This window comes from Chryseobacterium sp. CFS15 (genome assembly GCF_031118795.1).
Lineage (GTDB): Bacteria > Bacteroidota > Bacteroidia > Flavobacteriales > Weeksellaceae > Chryseobacterium > Chryseobacterium indoltheticum.
Genome location: NZ_JAVHYL010000005.1, coordinates 25,439 through 46,301 on the forward strand (window position 1 = coordinate 25,439; position 20,863 = coordinate 46,301).

General features: G+C 34.3%; 21 protein-coding genes. 20 read left to right on the top strand and 1 reads right to left on the bottom strand.

The window, feature by feature from the left end; translation table 11 throughout:
• Positions 1–32 precede the first annotated feature (32 nt).
• The 5 genes from OH814_RS09230 (at position 33) to msrA (ending at position 6,548) form a co-directional block, all read left to right on the top strand.
• Positions 33–1,238, top strand: a complete 1,206-nt coding sequence (locus tag OH814_RS09230) for a PepSY-associated TM helix domain-containing protein (RefSeq protein WP_308827960.1) — start codon at positions 33–35, stop codon at positions 1,236–1,238.
• On the top strand, positions 1,235–3,352 hold the full coding sequence (locus tag OH814_RS09235; protein ID WP_308827961.1) for a TonB-dependent receptor: 2,118 nt from the start codon (positions 1,235–1,237) through the stop codon (positions 3,350–3,352). The genes OH814_RS09230 and OH814_RS09235 overlap by 4 nt, the downstream gene beginning before the upstream one ends.
• A gap of 46 nt (positions 3,353–3,398) precedes the next feature.
• Positions 3,399–4,607 (top strand): PepSY-associated TM helix domain-containing protein, encoded by a 1,209-nt coding sequence (locus tag OH814_RS09240; protein ID WP_308827962.1) that lies wholly within the window; start codon positions 3,399–3,401, stop codon positions 4,605–4,607.
• An 81-nt stretch (positions 4,608–4,688) separates the two neighbouring features.
• The gene (locus tag OH814_RS09245) at positions 4,689–5,657 is read left to right on the top strand and encodes an ROK family protein (RefSeq protein ID WP_076561469.1); all 969 of its coding nucleotides are present in this window, start codon (positions 4,689–4,691) and stop codon (positions 5,655–5,657) included.
• Between the two features lie 333 nt (positions 5,658–5,990).
• The gene (gene msrA / locus OH814_RS09250; protein WP_308827963.1) at positions 5,991–6,548 is read left to right on the top strand and encodes a peptide-methionine (S)-S-oxide reductase MsrA; all 558 of its coding nucleotides are present in this window, start codon (positions 5,991–5,993) and stop codon (positions 6,546–6,548) included.
• A 34-nt stretch (positions 6,549–6,582) separates the two neighbouring features.
• Here msrA and OH814_RS09255 read toward each other — a convergent pair whose 3' ends face one another.
• Positions 6,583–7,446 carry a hypothetical protein gene (locus OH814_RS09255; protein WP_308827964.1) on the bottom strand — a complete coding sequence of 288 codons (864 nt, stop codon included), beginning with the start codon at positions 7,444–7,446 and terminating at the stop codon, positions 6,583–6,585.
• Positions 7,447–7,821: 375 nt separating this feature from the next.
• On the opposite strand from OH814_RS09255, the gene OH814_RS09260 reads away from it, so the two are divergent.
• The 15 genes from OH814_RS09260 to OH814_RS09330 all read left to right on the top strand — a co-directional run bounded on the left by OH814_RS09260 (position 7,822) and on the right by OH814_RS09330 (position 20,845).
• Positions 7,822–8,016, top strand: a complete 195-nt coding sequence (locus OH814_RS09260) for a hypothetical protein (RefSeq protein WP_308827965.1) — start codon at positions 7,822–7,824, stop codon at positions 8,014–8,016.
• Positions 8,017–8,115: 99 nt separating this feature from the next.
• Positions 8,116–9,780, top strand: a complete 1,665-nt coding sequence (locus OH814_RS09265) for an ATP-binding protein (RefSeq protein WP_308827966.1) — start codon at positions 8,116–8,118, stop codon at positions 9,778–9,780.
• Between the two features lie 10 nt (positions 9,781–9,790).
• Complete coding sequence (locus tag OH814_RS09270) at positions 9,791–10,456, top strand: response regulator (protein WP_115620833.1); 666 nt, start codon at positions 9,791–9,793, stop codon at positions 10,454–10,456.
• A gap of 120 nt (positions 10,457–10,576) precedes the next feature.
• Entirely contained in the window at positions 10,577–10,909 is a 333-nt protein-coding gene (locus OH814_RS09275; protein WP_308827967.1) for a YegP family protein, read from the top strand.
• Positions 10,910–10,920: 11 nt separating this feature from the next.
• Entirely contained in the window at positions 10,921–11,991 is a 1,071-nt protein-coding gene (locus tag OH814_RS09280; RefSeq protein ID WP_308827968.1) for a type I restriction endonuclease, read from the top strand.
• A gap of 1 nt (position 11,992) precedes the next feature.
• Positions 11,993–12,502, top strand: a complete 510-nt coding sequence (locus OH814_RS09285; RefSeq protein WP_308827969.1) for an SH3 domain-containing protein — start codon at positions 11,993–11,995, stop codon at positions 12,500–12,502.
• Position 12,503: 1 nt separating this feature from the next.
• A complete protein-coding gene (locus tag OH814_RS09290) occupies positions 12,504–13,130 on the top strand; it encodes a PH domain-containing protein (protein WP_115620828.1) in 627 nt (208 codons plus the stop codon).
• Between the two features lie 4 nt (positions 13,131–13,134).
• On the top strand, positions 13,135–13,350 hold the full coding sequence (locus OH814_RS09295; protein ID WP_115620827.1) for a TM2 domain-containing protein: 216 nt from the start codon (positions 13,135–13,137) through the stop codon (positions 13,348–13,350).
• 149 nt (positions 13,351–13,499) lie between these two features.
• Entirely contained in the window at positions 13,500–14,207 is a 708-nt protein-coding gene (locus tag OH814_RS09300; RefSeq protein WP_076561461.1) for a response regulator transcription factor, read from the top strand.
• A 3-nt stretch (positions 14,208–14,210) separates the two neighbouring features.
• A complete protein-coding gene (locus OH814_RS09305) occupies positions 14,211–15,620 on the top strand; it encodes a HAMP domain-containing sensor histidine kinase (protein WP_308827970.1) in 1,410 nt (469 codons plus the stop codon).
• Between the two features lie 146 nt (positions 15,621–15,766).
• Complete coding sequence (locus OH814_RS09310; protein ID WP_076561459.1) at positions 15,767–16,264, top strand: hypothetical protein; 498 nt, start codon at positions 15,767–15,769, stop codon at positions 16,262–16,264.
• Positions 16,265–16,301: 37 nt separating this feature from the next.
• The gene (locus OH814_RS09315) at positions 16,302–17,156 is read left to right on the top strand and encodes a YoaK family protein (protein ID WP_279196432.1); all 855 of its coding nucleotides are present in this window, start codon (positions 16,302–16,304) and stop codon (positions 17,154–17,156) included.
• A 184-nt stretch (positions 17,157–17,340) separates the two neighbouring features.
• Positions 17,341–19,119, top strand: a complete 1,779-nt coding sequence (mutL, locus tag OH814_RS09320; protein ID WP_308827971.1) for a DNA mismatch repair endonuclease MutL — start codon at positions 17,341–17,343, stop codon at positions 19,117–19,119.
• Between the two features lie 4 nt (positions 19,120–19,123).
• Positions 19,124–19,846: a rhomboid family intramembrane serine protease gene (locus tag OH814_RS09325; protein ID WP_076561456.1), complete on the top strand. Its 723-nt coding sequence runs from the start codon at positions 19,124–19,126 to the stop codon at positions 19,844–19,846.
• A gap of 6 nt (positions 19,847–19,852) precedes the next feature.
• Positions 19,853–20,845 carry an endonuclease/exonuclease/phosphatase family protein gene (locus OH814_RS09330; RefSeq protein WP_308827972.1) on the top strand — a complete coding sequence of 331 codons (993 nt, stop codon included), beginning with the start codon at positions 19,853–19,855 and terminating at the stop codon, positions 20,843–20,845.
• Positions 20,846–20,863 lie beyond the last annotated feature (18 nt).

Sequence of the window (20,863 nt, forward strand, 5' to 3'; positions counted from 1 at the left end):
AGCTTTTTCGGGAATAGTTTTTTAATAGATAAATGAAAAAAAAACATCATCATAAGAAGAAACCGAGCGTCTATAAAAAATGGGCAGGCAAACTGCATTTATGGCTTGGCTTATCCGTGGGGCTCATTATCTTCATAGTTTCTTTATCGGGAACGATGTATGTTTTCAAAGACGAAATTCAGAATCAGCTAAGGAAAGATGTTCTGTTTGTAAAAACTGAAACAGTTACAAAACAACCTTTGTCTGTCGAAGTTTTAAAGGAAAAAATTACTTTGGAACTCAATGAGAAATATCCTGTAAGTTCGGTTGAGATCCCTTTAGATAAAAGCAAATCTTACAAGTTTATTTTTTATGAAAAAGACAAAAAAGCGTGGAACTATTTTGATGAAGTAAAGATCAACAAACTGATTTATGTCAATCAGTATACCGGTGAAATTCTGGGAATTTACAATGAAAAATATGATCTCTTCCCTATTCTGAAATCTATTCACTGGAGTTTATTGTTAAAAGCAGATTGGGGAAAATATGTGGTCGGTATTCCGGTTGTCTTATTTATCATTATGCTGATTACAGGAATTATTCTTTGGTGGCCCAAAAATAAAAATGCACGAAAAAGCAGACTTTCATTTGATTGGAAAAAAGTAAAAACCTGGAAACGCAAAAACTACGACTTACACAATGTTTTAGGATTTTATGCTTCGTTTATCGCTTTATTGCTAAGTCTTTCAGGGTTATATTTTGCTTATCCGTGGGTGAAAAATGCATTTAACTTCACATTATCCGGTTCCTTAGAACTTCCAAAAGAAAAGACAATTAAATCACCGGACTCACTTTTAGCAAAAAACAATTCGGTTTTTGATCTTACAATTCCTCAGACTCAAAAATTATATTTTGAATCTTCAAGCTTTAGAATTCCATTAAACGGAAAAAATAAAAAAGGAAAAGAATTAGAAAACATTCCCGTTACCGTGTATGGTAAAGACGGTAGATACAGTGAAAGAAATCTACTCTTCTACGATAAATATTCGGGGAAACTATTATCAAATAAACCTCATCAGAAATTAACAAACGCTGAAAAATATGCCAATGCCAATTATGACATTCATGTAGGATCGTACTTCGGCATCTTCGGTAAAATCCTATGGTTTGCCGAAGGATTGGTATGTACCTCATTACCGGTAACCGGTTTTTTAGTATGGTGGGGAAAACGTAAAAAACAAGGAAAGAAAACATTATGAAAAAGGCTCTTTTATCAGTAGCTTGCCTGAGCACAATCACTGTTTTTGCACAGGAAAAAGACAGCTTAAAAGTAAAAAATGTAGATGAAGTGGTACTTACAGCTTCCCGAAAAAAGGAAAGCATCAAAGAAATACCAAGTTCTATTACCATCGTTAGCGAAAAACAAATTCAAGCGCAGCTGACAGTCAATTCAGACATTTCTAATATTCTGCAATACACGGTACCAAGTTTAGGACCTAGTTCAGGGCAGACTTCCAATTCCGGACAGACTTTAAGAGGTCGCCAGGTGCTGGTACTTATTGATGGAATTCCGCAATCTACTCCGCTACGTAACGGTGCGAGGGACATTAAATCTATTGATCCTTCGGCTATTGAGAGAATTGAAGTGATAAAAGGAGCCTCGTCTATCTACGGAAACGGCGCAGATGGTGGTATCATCAACTATATTACGAAAAGAAACAAAACAGATAAAAAAATATCGGGTATTTCTCAGATCGGTATTACCGGGCAACCTTATGGTGGAACTTTAGGTTTCAGAGCTAGCCAGCTTTTATCTGGTAAGATAAAAAAGTTCGATTATGTCTTGTCTTTGGCTTATGAAAGAACCGGTGATGCAAAAGATGGCAATGGCGTATTTCTGAGCCCTACTTACAGCACAGCACAGATGAACAGCTACAACGGATTACTGAAGTTGGGTTATGATATTAATGATGACCAGAGAATCGAAGTTTCTTATATGGGATATGCATCAAAATCTGATTTGAATTTGGGGATAAAAACAGGGAAATATGGAATTAATCCAACCATTGGAGATGGTGAAAGTAAAAGTCTTGAAACGACTCCACAAGGAACTCCCCGCAACCATAATTACAGAATAAACTACGACAACAAAAATCTTTTCTGGGGATCTACTGCATTGAATGTTAATGCTTATATGCAGGATTTCAGAACAGTTTACGGATATAGCGACACCTTTTTTGGAGGTGGCCAATCAAATATTATTTCTAAAAAAATGGGAGCCAGAATCAATTTTGACACCCAACTTTGGTCTGGAAACAATTCTCAGGCAGAAGTAATCTACGGTTTAGATCTACTCAACGATAAGACCGTACAAAAACTAGAAGACGGACGTTACTGGACTCCGGATATGGATATGATCAACACGGCTCCTTTCCTTTTATTAAAAATCGACTTATTGAAAAAATTAACGATAAAGGGAGGATTACGATACGAAAATATGACCGTAAATGTAGGAGATTTCAACACGCTTTCTTCTGTAAAGAGCGATGGAACATTCACCAAAAGTATCTTTGTAACCGGTGGAGACTTAAAATACAACGCTTTGGTAGGGAATATTGGTCTTCGTTATAATATTAATAATCAGATCAATCTTTTCGGGAGCTTTTCACAGTCTTATTCTATCAACGAGATCGGAAGAATTTTACGAACTTCTACACAAAGTACCATTGCCCAGATAGAAGCCAAGCCAATCATTGTCAACAATTATGAGTTGGGCGCTACCGGGCAAATCTCTAATTGGCTGAATTATGAAGTAACATCTTATGTTAGCACCTCAAAATTGGGAGCTTCTTTTGTACAAGGTCCAGACAGAGCTTTTACAATCCAAAGATCCCCTGAAGTGGTGTACGGTGTTGAGGGTTTCCTGCACTTCACACCAGCAAAATGGATTAATTTCGGTGGAAGTTATAGCTGGCTGGAAGGTATTACTTCACTTAAAGACGATGGAGATTACTCGGCAAAAGTAAACAACAGCAGAATCGCTGCACCAAAAGTTTTAGCATACGTTCAGGTAAAGCCTACCGAAGCATTTTCTGTAGGCCTTGATATGCTGCATTCTTTCGAACAAAACAGATTTAGCCCTAATGCTAGCACAGGTTTGTATGCTTATGGTGAAGGAAAAGTCCCTGAATACACGATTTTCAATTTTAAAACAAATTATGAAATCAACCAAAACTGGAAACTTTCTTTAGGGATAGAAAACCTTTTCAACACCACTTATCAGCCAGCAATTGCATGGTGGAACGCCCGAGATTCTGAATTTGTAAACGCTTTGGGTATGAGAGGAACCTTTATGATTGAATATAAATTTTAATTAATCTAAATAAAAACTTGTTTTATATTTGCACATTGCAATTTCTATGAAGAAAAAACACCACCATAAAAAGAAACCCAGTATCTTCAAAAAATGGACAGGCAAACTGCATCTGTGGTTTGGTCTTTTCATCGGTTTGATCATTTTTATTGTTTCAATTACCGGAACTTTGTTTGTATTCAAAGATGAGGTTGAGAATTTTACCCGTAAAGATGTTATTTATCACAATGAACAAAATATTGCGCAAAAACAGATTTTGCCCATCCGGGTTTTAGAAAAAGCTGTTGATGCTCAACTTAAGGAAAAATATAAGATCCATTGGGTGAATGTTCCTATCGACAAGAAAATGTCTTATCAGTTCTATTGGTACGAGCACAACACGGAAGCCTGGAATTATTTTGACGAGTTTCCTATCTACAAAGTTGCTTATGTGAATCCCTACACCGGAAAAGTTCTAAGGACTTATGATGAGAAAAACGGTTTTTTCAGCATTGTAAAATCTATTCACTGGAGCTTTTTATTAAAACAGGACTGGGGAAAATATGTGGTGGGAATTCCGGTAATTATCTTCATTATCATGCTGATATCCGGAATTATTTTGTGGTGGCCAAAGAATAAATCTGCCCGAAAACAACGCTTTTCTTTCAAATGGAAAAATATCAAAAACTGGAAAAGAAAGAATTACGACCTTCATAATATTTTAGGATTTTATTCTTCTATTTTTGCTTTAATCTTTTCAATTACAGGTTTATTTTATGCCTTCTTTATCGTACAGGCAATGATCTATTTTGTTTTTTCCGGAGGAAATACGGTATACCCCGATTTTTCGCACATTACCACCAAAGCGCCGATAGAGCAAAGAAATGAAACCACATTAGATAAAGTCATTCACACGGTTCAGGCAAAATATCCCAATTCTTTTGGGTTTGCAATCGACCTTGGACATCCGCATATGGATGATCATGAGCATCCTAATTTCTCAGTTTTCGTAAAACATCTTTCTTATTCTTATCACAAAAACAGCAGTTTGATTTTTGATGAAAATTCGGGTGAGCTTTTGCATACTTATAATCATGAAGATAAGAACTTTGGCGAAAAAACAGTCGCTGCTAATTATGATATTCACGTAGGATCTATTTTGGGGTTACCCACAAAAATCATTGCATTTATTGTAAGCTTAATTTGTGCTTCACTTCCCGTAACGGGCTTTTTAGTTTGGTGGGGAAGAAGAAAAAAGACTAAAAAAGCAGTCTGATTTTTCAAATAAGTCGGGTTTAATAACTATTAATACAATCTTTTTTATAAATTTATTGCCTCGAAATTATACAATAAGAAAATGTCAGTAGTAGATTTGTCAAAACAGGTTGCATTAGGTATCGATATCGGTGGGACCAATACAAAATTTGGTCTCGTCAATCACAGAGGAGAAATCTTGATTAAAGGTTCTTTGCCGACCGACCAATACAGCACACCTGAAGCATTTGTTGATGCTCTTCATGAGCAGATTCAACCGATGATCGATGAGCATTGCGAAGGAAAAAAGATTGAAGGCATAGGTGTAGGTGCTCCCAATGCAAACTACTATAGAGGAACTATAGAATTGGCTCCCAATCTTCCCTGGAAAGGAGTGATTAACTTTGCCGACTTAATGACTGCGAAATTCAACAGTCCCTGCAAAATGACCAATGATGCTAATGCTGCGGCTTTAGGAGAAATGATGTACGGCGCCGCAAGAGGTATGAAAGATTTTATCATGATTACTTTGGGAACAGGTGTAGGAAGCGGAATTGTTTCCAGCGGACATCTTATTTACGGTCATGATGGTTTTGCCGGAGAATTGGGTCACACTATTGTAAAACCAGGTGGCAGAAAACATTGGAGTACAGGTTCTGAAGGAAGTTTAGAAGCTTATGCGTCAGCCACAGGAATTGCCATTACCGCAAAAAAAATGAGAGCAGAGTTCCCGGATTCGATGCTGAATCAATATCCTGAGGAAGCGATCAATTCTAAAACAGTGCACGAATGTGCATTAAAAGAAGATCCTGTAGCGGTTGAGGTTTTCAGATATACGGGTCAGAAATTGGGTGAAGCTTTAGCCAATTTTGTCATGTTTTCTTCTCCCGAAGCTATTTTATTATTCGGAGGAGTAATCAAAGCGGGCGATTTTATTTTGAAACCAGCTAAACTTCACATGGAAAGAAACCTTCTTCCTATTTTCAGAAATAAAGTAAGATTGGTTTTCAGTGAACTGGATGAAGCAGATGCAGCTATTCTTGGAGCAAGTGCTTTAGTTTGGGAAAAATAATCTGACTTAAATTTAAAATATTAAGCATCCTTTCTAGGGTGCTTTTTTTGTTGATTAAATTACCACTGATTTTATATTTTGCCACGAATGCACGAATATTTAAATAGATATCGAAAATATTCGTGCATTCGTGGCTAATAAATTTGCCGTTTTTTCATGGCTCATTTAAGTGTGCAAATTTCTTTCTTTTGATTTGTGAAATCTATTGTGATCATTTATTCTTAAAGCATAAAACCTTATTTAAATGAAAAAGTTTTTCATAATTTTGATTTCGTTTTTCAGGCTTATTAAAGTTTAAAAAAGAGAATATTTAAATAAAACAATCAACTTAAAATGAATAAAAATAATTTTCAGCAGATCACTTTTGGTGGCGGATGTTTTTGGTGTGTAGAAAGCTGTTTTAATATACTGAAAGGAGTAGAATCTGCTATTTCCGGATATTCGGGAGGTCATAAAGATAATCCGACATATGAAGAGGTTTGCACAGGCGAAACCGGTCACGCTGAAGTCGTACAGATTACTTATGATCCAGAAATTATTTCTTACGAACAGTTAATGGATGTATTTTTCTTCCTTCACGACCCAACTCAATTGAACAGACAGGGTAATGACATCGGAACTCAATACCGTTCTGTAATTTATTATAAAGACGATGCTGAAAAGGCAAAAGCCGAAGAAGCCATCAAAACCTCGCAAGAATCAGGAAGATGGTCTGGAACTTACGTGACAGAATTAACCCCATTTGAAAAATTCTGGCCAGCCGAACAATACCATCAGGGATATTATAACGAAAACCCTACACAGCCTTACTGCAGCGCAGTTGTAGGACCAAAGATTCAGAAATTTAAAAAACATTTCGGAGAATTGGGAATGCTGGAAACAGATTCATAATAAAAACAAGAGCGGAGATTTTTCTTCGCTTTTTTTATTGTCTACCATACGTTTCAATAATATACTCTGTCGCTTTTCTTAATTCTTTTCCATTTTCTGGATCTATCCCATCTGAAGTAAAAAATTCTACATTTCCTTTATGCTTAGAATACCAAACTTTTCCATATGCATTATCTACCGTCAAAGTATCTTTTCTGGTAATTCTTTGGAAATAGGCTACAAGAATCTCATCAATCGGCTTCAATTCTATCTTTGGATTTTTATCATCACAGTAAGCCAATTTATACTCTTTATCATCCCAATACATACAGTTTTGTTGCTTTACAGATATAGTTGGTGTCTGTTGAGACACCTTACTTTCCATTGTAACCGGAATATGAGCAATTCCTAAAACCTGAGCATTTTCGATTTCCAAATTTTTAGTTAGACTTTCTTTGGAAATAGTTGGTGTCTGATTATTTACAATTTTATTCCCTGCCAAGAAACCACCTACTAAAAGCACACCCAAAATCCCTAAATTGCTTTGTTTGGTAAGAAATTCTGGCATCTTAATGATTGGTTTATTGATAACAGTTATCACCAAATTAGATAATGCCTGATTTACTTTGTATTCAAAACTTTTCCAGCCAGAGCAATAATCATTAAAGCTTTCAAACCCTAAATATCTACTTAAATCATCTAATATTAAAGGTTTTATAGGATAATCACCTTCTTCTTTAACAATTGCTTTATAATAGTTTTCAAATGTTTTATAGCTTAAAGTAATCTTATATTCATCACGTAGCACTATTTCAAGATTCTTTAAAATCCCACTAAAAGATGTTTCAGGAGTTTCATTGGAAGCTTTATCAAAAACATCCTCCAATAATTTTTTTCTCTCAGGTAAAAATTTGGACATACTCATGGATTATTATTGCGAAAATTAAGAAATTTCAAATCAAATACCTTACGGTTTTCCGTAAGCTCTTTCTGGAAAAACTTTCCAAATTCTTTCCAAAAACTTTCTAACCCCACCCTTCATTTCCGTTGCATCTTTGCATCAGAGATTAGTGAAAAACAAACAATTACAAAAACAAATTTACAAAACTGATCTCTAATATCACCTGATAAAACGGAAGAAAACTCCGGGTTGGGAAGCAGATGTTTCTCTTCCGTTTTTGAAGGTTTACTTCCCAAAAATTTAGAAGCGCTTCAAAATTTTACGTGTACAGCTCGAGATCAAAAAATCTGCGAGAGGAAGAAAAATGATTTCAACTTCAAAAATTTAACGGAAATGATTCAATTAATATTAATGCTATTAGGTTTAGCATTCGGAAATAATAATGCAAATACAACAAACTGTAATAATAACAATCAAGATCCTATAACGGTACAGAACTCCGGAGGAGGAGCTGGTTTAGATCCGGGAACAGGAACGGATCCGGGAGATACAGGAGGAGACACAATACCATTACCTCCAAAAAAATAATTTTAAGAGAGAGAAGTTAAAAAGCTTCTCTCTTTTTTATTTATCCCTAAACTTCTAATTAGAAAAATAGTTTTTATACTTTTATAAAAACTTATTATCGTGAAATTTAAATTACTATTTTTTTCAATATTACTAGTCATCGCAATTGTTGCCTGTTCTGAACATAATAATGTGAATAATGAGATAACAAATCCTGCTTATGATAAAGCCTTTAAATTTGATTCTTTAAATATTTCTGACAGCGCATATATCTATTATAGCAAAGCTTTAGATGCTTTCAAAAAAAATAAAAATAATTTCGGCCAAGCAAAGTGTCTTCTGAATATGTCTAAAATATTAACTACAAAAGGAAATTATTTTAAAGGACAAGATTTTTCGCTTAGCGCAAAACAACTCTTCAACATCAACGACAAAGATCAATACTATCATATAACCGATAATTTTAATAATTTGGGTATGATAAGTAATAATTTAAAGAGATACAAAGAAGCAAAAGATTATTATCTGTCGGCCGTAAAATATGCAGAAGATGAAAATGTGAAAATTTCAATTTTAGCAAACATCGCAAATATTTACAAAGAAGAAAAAAAATATCCTCAAGCTATAAAAATTTTTGATAGTATTTTACCAAAGGCAGAGAAAATAGAAGGAATAGGATTTCCAAGAATTCTTTCTAATCTAGCGTATACAAAGTGGCTAAATGATTCTAAGTACAATCCAGAACCACTTATCTTAAAAGCATTAAAAATACAGTCGGAAATTGATGATAAGATGGGACAAAATGCAAATTATTCCCGTTTATCTAATTACTTTAAAAATAAAGATATATCAAAGTCTTTATTCTACGCAGAATTGATGCAGAAAGTGGCAAAAGAGGTAAAAAGCAGTGACGACCAACTAGAAGCTCTACAAAAAATATCAAACCTTGAATCTGGTAATTTTCAAAATAATTTCAATAAGTACGTTTCTCTCAGAGATAGTATACAAACAGCTCGCTATATTGACAATAATAAATTCGCAACCATTGTGTACGGTGTGGAAGAAAACAAATTAGAAATTGCACAGAACGAAAATAGAATACTGAAACAGAATATTGGCATTATTTCATTAATCATCGTCTTAGTCACAGGTTTCTTCTGGAACGAAAAAAGGAAGAAAAACATCAGACGCGAAAAAGAACAAGAAAAACAAATTGAAGTAAAAAACACCGAACTAAAATATTCCAAAAAAGTACACGACGTTGTTGCCAACGGGATTTATCAGGTGATGACAAAAATTGAAAATCAAGGCAGCTTCAATAAAGAACAGGCACTTGATGAATTGGAATTTGTTTATGAAAAATCCAGAGATATCTCCTACGAAAACCCGGATTCTCAAGATGAAAAATTCAATGAAAAAATTTCAAAGCTTGTAGCTTCTTTTAAAAATGATGAGATCAATACATTTACTGTCGGAAATCAGGAAGAAACGTGGGAAAAAGTTACAAAATCGACTCAAACGGAGATTTACCAGATTATTCGTGAGCTTTTGGTAAACATGAAAAAGCATAGTGAGGCAAACAATGTTGTTTTTAAGTTTGAAAAAATAAACAACCTCATCAACATTAACTATGCTGATAACGGAATTGGGATTTCTGATGATTTAATTTTTAAAAACGGATTATCGAATACGGTTTCCCGTATAGAAAACATCAACGGAAAAATTACTTTTGAAACCAAAACCGAAAAAGGACTGAAAATCAATATTTCATTTCCTGTTTCTTAAAAAGATAACAATGTTTAAAAAAATTTTAATTTCCGAAGATCACGAAAGTATCAATATTTCAGTACAGAAAACTTTAGAAGATCTCAAATTTGATAATTTTGAGTATGTATATTATTGTGATGATGCATTATCAAAAGCGCAGAAAGCAATCCGTGAAAAGAAACCTTATGATTTGCTCATCACCGATCTTTATTACGAAGAAGATCATCATCCTCAAAAATTAAAAGACGGTCGGGAATTGATTTCGGCAGTCCGACAAGAACAGCCAGATTTAAAAATTATCGTTTTTTCGGCCGAACATAAATCCGGAATAATCGATTCTCTTTTTAATGATTACGGAATCAACGGCTATGTCCGGAAAGCAAGACACGATTCTAAAGAATTAAAAAAAGCAATTGCATCAGTTTATAACAATGAAAATTATCTTTCGCTTGATCTTAAACAGGAGGTGAAAAAACTGAATAATTATGAGTTTACATCGTATGATATTACACTAGTCTCGTTACTTTCTCAAGGGGTTTTACAAAAGAATATTCCGGTATTTCTACAAAACAACAATATAAAACCCAACAGTTTGAGCAGTATTGAAAAGAAACTCAATACGCTGAAAGAAGAGTTGGGAATAAGCAACAACGAACAATTGGTTGCATTCTGCAAAGACTTAGGAATTATATAATTCATTTTAAATAACCATTCGAAACCTTTCAAATTATTGAAAGGTTTTTTTGTTTTACGGTTTCCCGTAAGGATTGGTTTTGAAAGGGTTATACTTTTGAAGTATTAAATAATAACAATCATGGGAAAATTTACCATCAGCAAAAGAAAAAATGATGAATATCAATTTAATCTGAAAGCTGGGAACGGAGAAATCATTTTAACCAGCGAAGGTTACACGACAAAAGCAAATTGCCATAAAGGAATTGAATCTGTAAGAATCAATTCACAGGATTCTTCAAGATACGACAGAAGAGTTGCTGTAAACGAAAAAGATTATTTTGTATTGAAAGCAAGAAACGGTGAAATCATTGGAAAAAGTCAGTATTACAGTTCAAAATCAAGCATGGAAATCGGAATTGATTCTGTAAAAACCAATGCACCAACTGCCGAAATCGTTGATGAAACTCTTTAAAAAATACCATTATGGATCTTAAAATTAAACTTGAGCAATTACATCAAAAAGTAGTTGGGTTAAAAGAGCAGATCACTACTGAAGAAGCCACCAAAAATGCTTTTGTGATGCCTTTTATACAAATTTTGGGTTATGATATTTTCAATCCTACAGAAGTCGTTCCGGAGCATGTTTGCGATATTGGAACCAAGAAAGGTGAAAAAGTAGATTACGTCATTAAAAATAATGACGAGCCCATTTTCATTATCGAATGCAAACATTGGAAAGAAAGCGCCGATGCGCACAATTCTCAACTTCACAGATATTATCATGTTTCAAAAACAAGATTCGGAGTCTTAACCAACGGAATTGTCTACAACTTCTACACAGATCTTGAGAAACCCAATATCATGGATGAAAAGCCTTTTTTTACCATCAATATTGAAGATATAAAAGAAAGTTCGATTAAAATTCTGGAAAGCTTCACCAAGAAAGATTACAATCTTGAAAGTATTTTGGATTCTGCAGAAGCCTTAAAATACATCAAAGCTATCAGAAAAGAGTTTGAAAAAGAAATTGAAAACCCTTCTGATGAATTGGTCAAATTATTAGTCAACCGTTTTTTTGAAAAACCACTAACGGCAAACCGAATGATTTCGTTTAAAGAATATGCCAAAAAAGCGTTAACAACTTCCATAAATGAATCAATCAGTTTCAGATTAAAATCTGCTTTAAGCATTAATGAGCAAATCGAAAAACAGGAAGATAATGTAAAAACATCACAGCCGATTGACGAAAATAACGATTCTAAAATTGTAACTACAGAAGAAGAACTGGAAGGATTTCAGATTGTGAAAGCTATTTTGAGAGAAAAAATTCCATCTGCCAGAATTGCACACAGAGATACTTTATCCTATTTTGGAATTCTGCTGGATGATAATAATAGAAAACCACTTTGCAGATTGCATTTTAATACTGCAAATAAATATCTGGAAACATTTCACAACGGAAAAGATGCCGGAGAAAAGATTTTACTTAATAATCTGGATGAAATATATAATTACAAGACAGAGCTTCTGAAAACACTAGAAAATTACAACTAACATGAAAAAAATTTTATTATTATTTTTTGGAATCATATTGATCGCTTTCACTTCGCTTTATTTTTCAAGAGATGAAAATAATGGTCACAAAGGAAGATGTACCGGCTCTGCTTATTGTACAGCATGTTCCAATTGTTCCAGATGTGGTCATTGTGGAGCAGGAGGAACTTGTGGCGTGTGTAGCGGAGGTTCCTCAGAAAGAAATCTTTCCTATTCATCATCAAACAAAAAAAGTAAAACCGCAAAGAAAAGTACCAATAGTACTTCTTCAAAAAAAACAAACTCAAAGACTTCTTCAACTCCTCATAAATTGATGAGCCAATTAAAAGCAGAGACTATTGATGTTCGGAAAGGTCCCGGTTTTCGTTTTGATGTTGTTGAAAAAATAAGACAAGGCACTGCTTTAATTGAAATTGAAAAAAAAGACAGCTGGATAAAAGTTCAGATCCAAAAAACAGGAACAACAGGATATATTTATTACAAGGATATTCAAATAACTAAAAATAATTGATATGAATTTAAAGCAATTTTTAAACGAAGAGCAGGATCCAAAAGCTGTTGAAAAGCTCTTGGAAAGAATCAATGGGCTTCTCACTTCACAGGAAGTTGTAGAATATATCGCTGTACAAAAGAAACCTGCTTTAAATTTATCTCCGGACTGCATTGCGCTTACCAACAGGAGAATAATTTTCTGCAGACCTAAAACCTTCGGTTTATCTATGGATTTTCAGGATTATAGTTGGGTAGATGTTGCAGATTGCCACATTAAAGAAGGAATTTTGGGTGCTACTTTTATGATGCGAACTACAAAAAACTTCACCAATATGATGGATTATCTTCCTAAAACACAGGCAAGAAAATTGTATCAATATGCACAGGAAATTGAAGAACAAATGAGAAATGTAAGAAGAGAGAAAGATTTGGAGGCAAGAAGAGCTTCTGCAGGAGGTGGGGTTACAGTAAATAATACAACACCAATTATTACCCCTCATCAACAATTCCAGCAATCTCAACCATTATTAATAGAAAACGAAGATCCTTTTGCTCTTTTACAAAAACTAAAAGGCTTAATGGAAAACGGAATAATTTCTCCTGAAGAATTTGAAAATAAAAAGAACGAGATATTATCTAGAGTTTAAAGTTATGAAATCAAAATTTACAACAGCCATGTTTGCTCTGTTTTTAGGAGGATTGGGCATTCACAGATTTTATTTGGGACAAAATGGTAAGGGAATATTATATCTTATTTTTTTCTGGACTTTTATTCCTGCATTGATTGCACTATTTGATTTTTTCGTCTTCATTTTTATGTCTGAGGATCGTTTTAATTATAAATACAATCTCAAAACAGGATTTTAAATCCTACAATTATATCATTTTAAAAAACACATTTCCATATATAACCAAAGGCGAATTCTATATTCGTCTTTTTTTGTTGAATTGAAATGAAAAACCAGAACCTTCCGTTTATAATCTTTTTCCTATTTTTGTGAAGTTCACTACTTTTTATGAAAAAAATTGTTCTGATTGAAGATGAAACCAGCGTAGTCTCTTTTATTAAAAAAGGACTTCAGGAAAAAGGATATGAAATTTCTGTAGCATTCGACGGCCGCACCGGTGTAAGCTTGGTGCAGGAAAACGATTTCGATTTGGTTATTCTCGATATTATGCTGCCCGAAATGAACGGATTGGATGTCTGCAAAGAAATCAGAAAAACCAATAAAAACGTTCCTATTCTTTTTTTAACGGCTTTGGGAACTTCCGAGAATATTGTTTTAGGTCTGGAAAATGGCGGTGACGATTATCTTGTAAAACCTTTTAAATTTATCGAATTAGTTGCCCGTGTAAAATCTCTGCTTCGAAGAAGTAACCCAATAAACACTCCAGACGAAACAGAAAACGAAATTGATAACAAGCATGTTTTTCAGATTTCAGATTTAATTGTGAATGATTACACCAAAAAAGTAACTCGCGCAGGTGAAGAAGTTTCTTTAACCTCCACAGAATACAAACTCCTGATGTATTTCCTCAATAACCCCGAAAAAGTGATCTCCAGAGCTGAAATTTTAGATGCCGTTTGGGGAGTCAATTACGAATTAGGAACCAATGTGGTGGATGTTTACGTAAATTATTTGCGGAAAAAAATCGATAATCAGGAAGATAAAAAGCTCATCCATACGGTAATAGGAATGGGGTATGTTTTAAAAAAACCTTAGAAAATGTTCAATAGAGTCATTACCAATCAAACCAAAACAATGGTGCTGTTGATGGTTGTTTTTACAACCGTTATTCTGATTTTTGGCGGATCGGTGTACTTTTCTATTGTTAATTTTTCGCATCAGAGGTTTTATGAATTGCTAAAAATCCGTACCACCACCATTGTGCAGATCGAAAAAAGCAAAGAACGTCTCGATCTTCCAGAAAATTATATTCTCAACAGCAGAAATGACGAAGAACTTCCGATGGAAAGAGACTATGTTTTTGCAATTCCTACAGATTCTAATTTCAAAAAAATTTCACACGAAGTACACATTCCAGATACATTTTTTAAAAATATCATCAGATCCGGAGAAGCCAATTACAACGATTCTGAATTTTATTATATCGGACAGACGTTTAAATATCAAAACAAAGATTATATCGCAATCGCTTCAGCAAAAAACCATTACGTCGTTCATTATCTAGGATTTTTGAAAAGAACACTGATCACATGTATGATTCTTTCGATATTTTTCAGCATGATTTTCTCTTTTTATTTGTCTAAAACTTTATTTAAACCGATTTTAAAGATCACCGGAAAAGTAAAAGAAATCAGTTCTGAAAACCTGCATTTAAGACTTGAACCTCAACCGGATAACAAAGAATTAAATGAATTGGTTGAAACGTTCAACACCATGCTGACAAGAATCGAGACTTCTTTTGAAACTCAGAATCATTTGATTGGGAATGTATCCCACGAGCTTAGAACACCGCTAACTTCGATTATGGGCGAAGCCGATGTAGCACTTTCTATCAACCGAACTGCCGAAGAATATAAAGAGACGCTTGAAATTATTTTAGATGAAGCCGAAAAGCTTGATAAAAAAATAAAAGCACTTTTACTGATTGCACAAACCGGATTTGACGGTAGAATTCAGAAAATCGATAAAGTAAGAATCGATCAGCTTTTATGGGACGTTATTGAAACTTTAAGAAGAATAGATTCCCGAAACAATATCTATCTAGACATCAGTATGCTTCCCGATAATCCTAAAAAACTGAAAGTTCAGGGTAATGAGCAGCTTCTTCATTTAGCGGTTGCCAATATTATCAATAACGGCTGTAAATATTCTAATCATCAGCAGGTAAAAGTGTCGTTGGGCGCTACAGATACAGACCTTTATATCATCATCAAAGACAACGGGATCGGTATTCCCGAATCTGAAATGAATAAAATCTACGATCCTTTTTTCCGGGCTTCCAATACGCGAAATTATGAAGGGTACGGCATCGGTCTTCCTCTTGCCAGAAATATTGTGAGAATGCACAACGGTGAACTCTTGGTAAGTTCTCACGAAAATCAGGGAACGACCGTACAAATGCGTTTTCCCACTATTTACGGTACTCAAAAAGAAGAAAACCTACCTTAGCTTCAGAAAGAAGCATTTTTTAAAATGAAATTCTAATCTCATTTTAATCTCTTTAATTACATTTTAATTTCGTTCCAAAGAGCTTTTAATTTGGCAGGTATAGTTTTGTATCATCAAAAAGATGTTACACAACTAAATCTAAAGATATGATCAAAACCATTTTAATAGCAACGGATTATTCTCTTGAGTCTCTGAATATTTTAAAAAGAGTTTTAAAAGAGAAAAACGCAGAAGAAAATGATACGCAATACAAAATTTTATTGGTATCAGGTTACGACATGGGAGATTCTATCAGAGATCTTCTTTTCACTACAAAATCTACCATTTTCAGCAAAATAAGAACGCAGGAATTTTGCGATGCCTACGGAATTATTGTTAATAAATATCCGCATTTGGTTCACAAAATTGTTTGTGATGTCTTTTCAGGAAGCTTCCAGAGAGCATTCAACAATTACGTGAAAGCTGAAGGAATTACAGAAGCGTACTACTCGCCTTCCCTTAAAAATAAAAATACAAAAGGAAAATTTGATTTAAATCCTTACATCAAAAAATGTAAAGAATTGACTTCTTATGAAATGGTATTCGGAACTCCGGAATTTATGCCGGAAAAAGGCAGGCTGGCAGAAGTTTTTGTAGAAGTGTAATGCTTTTAAATGTAAACTATTTTAAAATTTAAGTAAAATGTTAAGAAATTATAGTAACAGCAGGACGTTGGGAGACAACATAAAACTGGGGACGCTGACTGCTTTTACGGCAGGAACTATAAATATAGCATCTCTATTGATATTTCTCTCATTTACGTCAAACGTAACGGGACATTATGCTGTATTTGCAGCAGAAATAAGCAAAGGAAACTGGAATCAGGTTGCCGTTGTAGGTGCCTGGATCTTCTTATTCTTCTTCGGTAGTTTTACCGCCAACTTTTTTGTTATCAATTTCAACAAAAAAAGTAAATATTTTGCCCATGCAATGCCGATTGTTCTGGAAATATTATGCCTTTTGACAGTCGGAATCTACGGTCAGTTTTTCTACCAGAAAACATTGGAAGAAGCCGAATATCTGGTTGCCTTAATGCTTTTTGCAACCGGTTTACAAAATGGTTTGACGGCAAGTATTTCAAACTTTTTGGTAAAAACTACGCATCTTACCGGAACAACAACCGACTTGGGAATTTTGATGTCTATGTTTACGCACAAAAAATATAGAAAAAATCCTGAGTTGATCGCAAGAGCCAAGCTTTTATCTAGTGTAATGTTGGCGTATGTTACAGGAGCCGTATTTTCAGGTTTGACATATTATTATCTTGAATTCAGTGTATTCTATGTGATAAGTGCCTGTTTGGTGGTCGTTATCGGATATGATCTTTATAAAATTCATCTGAGACACTTTTACACAAACTACAGATATTCGAAAATCTATAATAAACCCAATCTGATGGCTTATTTATATGACAGAATACATGGAAATGGCGAAGTTGTGGTAAAACAGCAAAGACCTGAAAAATCAAAACTGGTCTTAGAAGAAAAAATGATGTAAAATCATTAAAAAAATAGCAGCACAAATTGTATATACTTAGTTTGGAGTCCTTGTCTGTTTTTTCAGGCATGGACTTTTTTTAACGAAATTGTGTAAAAGTTAGGGATAACTTAATCTTAATTCATGGGTTTATTATTTAAAATCTTATTTGCTTTGCCTATTTTTGTAAGTTCATTACTCATTTATGTCAGATATTATTCAGCTTTTACCCGATCATGTAGCCAACCAAATCGCAGCCGGTGAGGTGGTGCAGCGTCCTGCATCTATTGTAAAAGAACTTTTGGAGAACTCTATTGATGCCGGGGCTTCAAAAATAGAGCTGATTATAAGAGACGCCGGAAAAAACCTCATTCAGGTTGTTGACGACGGAAAAGGAATGTCTGAAACCGATGCGAGAATGTCTTTTGAGAGGCATGCCACATCAAAAATACGAGGAACTGAAGATATATTTAAAATTGCAACCAAAGGTTTCCGTGGTGAAGCTTTGGCTTCTATTGCCGCCGTTTCTCAGGTTGAACTAAAAACCAAGCTTAAAGATGCCGCTTTAGGAACCAATATCTATATTGAAGGCGGAGTTTTCCAGTTTCAGGAACCGGTGCAGACTTCGGAAGGTTCTAATTTTTTAGTTAAAAACCTTTTTTACAATGTTCCTGCAAGAAGAAAATTTCTTAAAAATAATAATATAGAATTTCGTCATGTCATTGACGAATTTCAGCGTGTTGCGCTGGCTCATGAAGGATTAGAGTTTTCTCTTTTTCATGATGACGATCCGGTTTTTAAGCTGAGAAAAGGAACGCAGATGCAGCGAATTGTCGATATTTTTGGCAGAAAACTTCATCCGCAATTGATTCCCATCAAAGAAGATATCATTTGGTGTAAGCTTCACGGTTTTGTGGCAAAGCCTGAAGGAGCCAAGAAAACGCGTGGCGAACAATTCCTTTTTGTGAACGGAAGATTTTTTAAAAGTCCGTATTTCAACAAGGCTGTTCAGGAAGCCTTTGACGGATTGCTAATGCCCGGATATATCCCTACATTTTTTCTTTTCCTGGAATTAGATCCTGAAAAAATTGATGTCAATATTCATCCGCAAAAAACGGAAGTAAAATTTGAAGACGAGCATCTTATTTTCGCGCTGCTTCGTTCTACAATAAAGCGTTCTTTAGGAATTTACAATATTGCACCAAGTCTAGATTTCGAAAGAGATCCGCAGATTGATGCGATTATGCAAAAAAGCTTTCCGAGCAAAAGCAACAATACGGGAAATCTAAAAATGCCTGAAATCATCGTAGACCGAGATTACAACCCTTTTCTGGAAGAAAGAACAACATCAAAAACTGAAATTCATAATCTTGCGGAAATGTATCATCAGAATATTTCTGCTGAACCTTCAAAAATCAACCTGTTTGAAGATGAAGATTTTGATGAAGATTTGATGAGGCTTCCCAACGGATATTGGCTTTTCAATAAAGGAGACCGCACTTTGATGCTCGATTTGGGTAGAATGCACCGTCTTGTGGTGACCGAAATCAATAACAAATCAAAGAGAACTACAAATAGCCAGTCTCTTTTGTTTTCACTCGAATATCATATGAATGAGATTGAAAAGAGCAAATACAAATCAATCAAAAAATATCTTCCCGAACTGGGGTTTGAAATGAGCATTGCTCATGAAAGTGTTTTAAGAATTGATGCCGTTCCTGAAGGTTTAAAAGAATCTCAGGTGATGAAGTTTCTGGAGAATCTTTTTGACGTTTTAGAGTATAAAACTGAGGAAGAGTTTATGCAGTTTTACCAAAACCAATGGAACAAAATGCAGTCGAAATCCCGTTTTGATTTTATTTATAAAATAGATGCCGAACAGCTCATCAAAGACTTTACAGCTTTGGGTTTCCCTGAATTTTTACCTAACGGAAAAAGATGTTTTTATGAAGTTCCGTTTAATGATTTTAAAAATAAATTTTAAGTAGATGTTTAATAATATACCGCCAATTACCCGAAATATCATTATATTAAATATTGTAGTTTATATTGCAGCATTGGTAATACCACAGCTTGATTTTTATTTGGCTGCGTATTTTCCTTTATCACCACAATTTAAATCATGGCAAATTATTACACATATGTTCATGCATGGAAGTCCTATGCATATTCTTTTCAATATGTTTACTCTGTTCAGTTTTGGTCCTATTTTAGAGCAAAGTCTGGGAGCCAAAAAATATTTAATTCTTTATTTTTTAAGTGGATTAGGAGCATTTTTTCTTTTTAACTTATGGAATTTTGTAGAATATCAAGATGCCTATTCTCAATTAAGTAATTTGGGGTTTGACATACAAGGATATGTTGCTGATCCAGAAAGCTTTGTGAATGCTCAAGTTTCATTAAAGGTTCAAGAATTGATTAATGATCAGATAAACCCAATTATATTTGGCCGAATGGTAGGTGCATCTGGAGCAATCTTCGGTGTTATTGCTGCATTTGCAACTTTGTATCCTGAAGCAAAAATCGGAATTATGTTTATTCCGGTTCCAGTAAAGGTAAAATATTTACTACCCATAATTATAGTTGGTTCTGTTGTTTTAGGCGTTACAGGAAATGTTGGAGGAATTGCTCACTTAGCTCACGTTGGTGGCGCAATTGTTGGTTTCATTTTAGCTATGATCTGGAAAAAGCACTTATACAGATTCAAATAATATATTGTGAAAATTTTCCGATTAATACTTCTCATACTACATTTAGGGCTATTATTTCTGTTAACAGGAGTTTTACTGAATGCTTATATTCCGCCGAAAATTTTCCCGTGGTTTAATTTACTGTCTTTAGGTTTTCCTATTTTGATTGCCGGATATGTGTTACTCACATTCTTCTGGATTTTGAGCTGGAAAAAAAGAGCGTTCGTCTTTATGTTTTTAGGATTATTTTTTCTGAATCCTGTAAAAAGATGGATTAATTACTCTTCTGAAAGCAAGGAAACGGCGAACTTAAAAATTGTTACTTTTAACATAAAAGGGGGTACTTTTGGTAAAGAGGAAATACAGGAATATATTAATGCTCAAAAAGCTGATTTGGTTTTCATCCAGGAATATGGAGCAGGTGATTTAGAGCTTAAAAACCTCACAGGAAAGAACACTATTCCGATTAATTCTTTATACACGAATTATAAAATTGTTTCCCGCAAAAATCTTTTTGAAAATCTTTTTAATGGAGACATTACCGCGCAGTGCGAGCAAATAGACCTTGAAATTAAAGGTGAAACCTATCGTGTCATCAACGTTCATTTAGAATCTTTCGGCGTTGTAAAAAGTATGGTAAAACTTAACGGAAATAGCGGTGAAGACGAAACTAAAGTAAAAAACGTAATTAAAAGACTAATTCCTACTTTCAAATCACATCAGGAACAAGTACAAATTATCAGAGAAAGTATCGACAGTTCTCCGTATCCCGTAATTGTGGCAGGAGATTTTAATTCTGTTCCCAACTCTTACGAATATTACAAAACTTCAGAGGGTCTAAAAGATGCTTTTTACGAAGTAGGGAAAGGCAGCGGAACAAGCTTTCATGACTATAAATATCCGTTAAGAATAGACTATATTTTCACTTCAGAATCAATAAAACCCGTAAGCTATCAGGTTGACCGTAGCGTGCATCTTTCTGATCATTTTCCGGTGATCGCCACTTTTAAAATCGATTAAAAGCAATCTCAGTCTTCA

Bases quoted from the DNA above. Each gene is read 5' to 3' on its own strand.
- OH814_RS09230 (WP_308827960.1), top strand. From the start codon at position 33: ATGAAAAAAAAACATCATCATAAGAAGAAACCGAGCGTCTATAAAAAA.
- OH814_RS09235 (WP_308827961.1), top strand. From the start codon at position 1,235: ATGAAAAAGGCTCTTTTATCAGTAGCTTGCCTGAGCACAATCACTGTT.
- OH814_RS09240 (WP_308827962.1), top strand. From the start codon at position 3,399: ATGAAGAAAAAACACCACCATAAAAAGAAACCCAGTATCTTCAAAAAA.
- OH814_RS09245 (WP_076561469.1), top strand. From the start codon at position 4,689: ATGTCAGTAGTAGATTTGTCAAAACAGGTTGCATTAGGTATCGATATC.
- msrA (WP_308827963.1), top strand. From the start codon at position 5,991: ATGAATAAAAATAATTTTCAGCAGATCACTTTTGGTGGCGGATGTTTT.
- OH814_RS09255 (WP_308827964.1), bottom strand. From the start codon at position 7,446: ATGTCCAAATTTTTACCTGAGAGAAAAAAATTATTGGAGGATGTTTTT.
- OH814_RS09260 (WP_308827965.1), top strand. From the start codon at position 7,822: ATGATTCAATTAATATTAATGCTATTAGGTTTAGCATTCGGAAATAAT.
- OH814_RS09270 (WP_115620833.1), top strand. From the start codon at position 9,791: ATGTTTAAAAAAATTTTAATTTCCGAAGATCACGAAAGTATCAATATT.
- OH814_RS09275 (WP_308827967.1), top strand. From the start codon at position 10,577: ATGGGAAAATTTACCATCAGCAAAAGAAAAAATGATGAATATCAATTT.
- OH814_RS09280 (WP_308827968.1), top strand. From the start codon at position 10,921: ATGGATCTTAAAATTAAACTTGAGCAATTACATCAAAAAGTAGTTGGG.
- OH814_RS09285 (WP_308827969.1), top strand. From the start codon at position 11,993: ATGAAAAAAATTTTATTATTATTTTTTGGAATCATATTGATCGCTTTC.
- OH814_RS09290 (WP_115620828.1), top strand. From the start codon at position 12,504: ATGAATTTAAAGCAATTTTTAAACGAAGAGCAGGATCCAAAAGCTGTT.
- OH814_RS09295 (WP_115620827.1), top strand. From the start codon at position 13,135: ATGAAATCAAAATTTACAACAGCCATGTTTGCTCTGTTTTTAGGAGGA.
- OH814_RS09300 (WP_076561461.1), top strand. From the start codon at position 13,500: ATGAAAAAAATTGTTCTGATTGAAGATGAAACCAGCGTAGTCTCTTTT.
- OH814_RS09305 (WP_308827970.1), top strand. From the start codon at position 14,211: ATGTTCAATAGAGTCATTACCAATCAAACCAAAACAATGGTGCTGTTG.
- OH814_RS09310 (WP_076561459.1), top strand. From the start codon at position 15,767: ATGATCAAAACCATTTTAATAGCAACGGATTATTCTCTTGAGTCTCTG.
- OH814_RS09315 (WP_279196432.1), top strand. From the start codon at position 16,302: ATGTTAAGAAATTATAGTAACAGCAGGACGTTGGGAGACAACATAAAA.
- mutL (WP_308827971.1), top strand. From the start codon at position 17,341: ATGTCAGATATTATTCAGCTTTTACCCGATCATGTAGCCAACCAAATC.
- OH814_RS09325 (WP_076561456.1), top strand. From the start codon at position 19,124: ATGTTTAATAATATACCGCCAATTACCCGAAATATCATTATATTAAAT.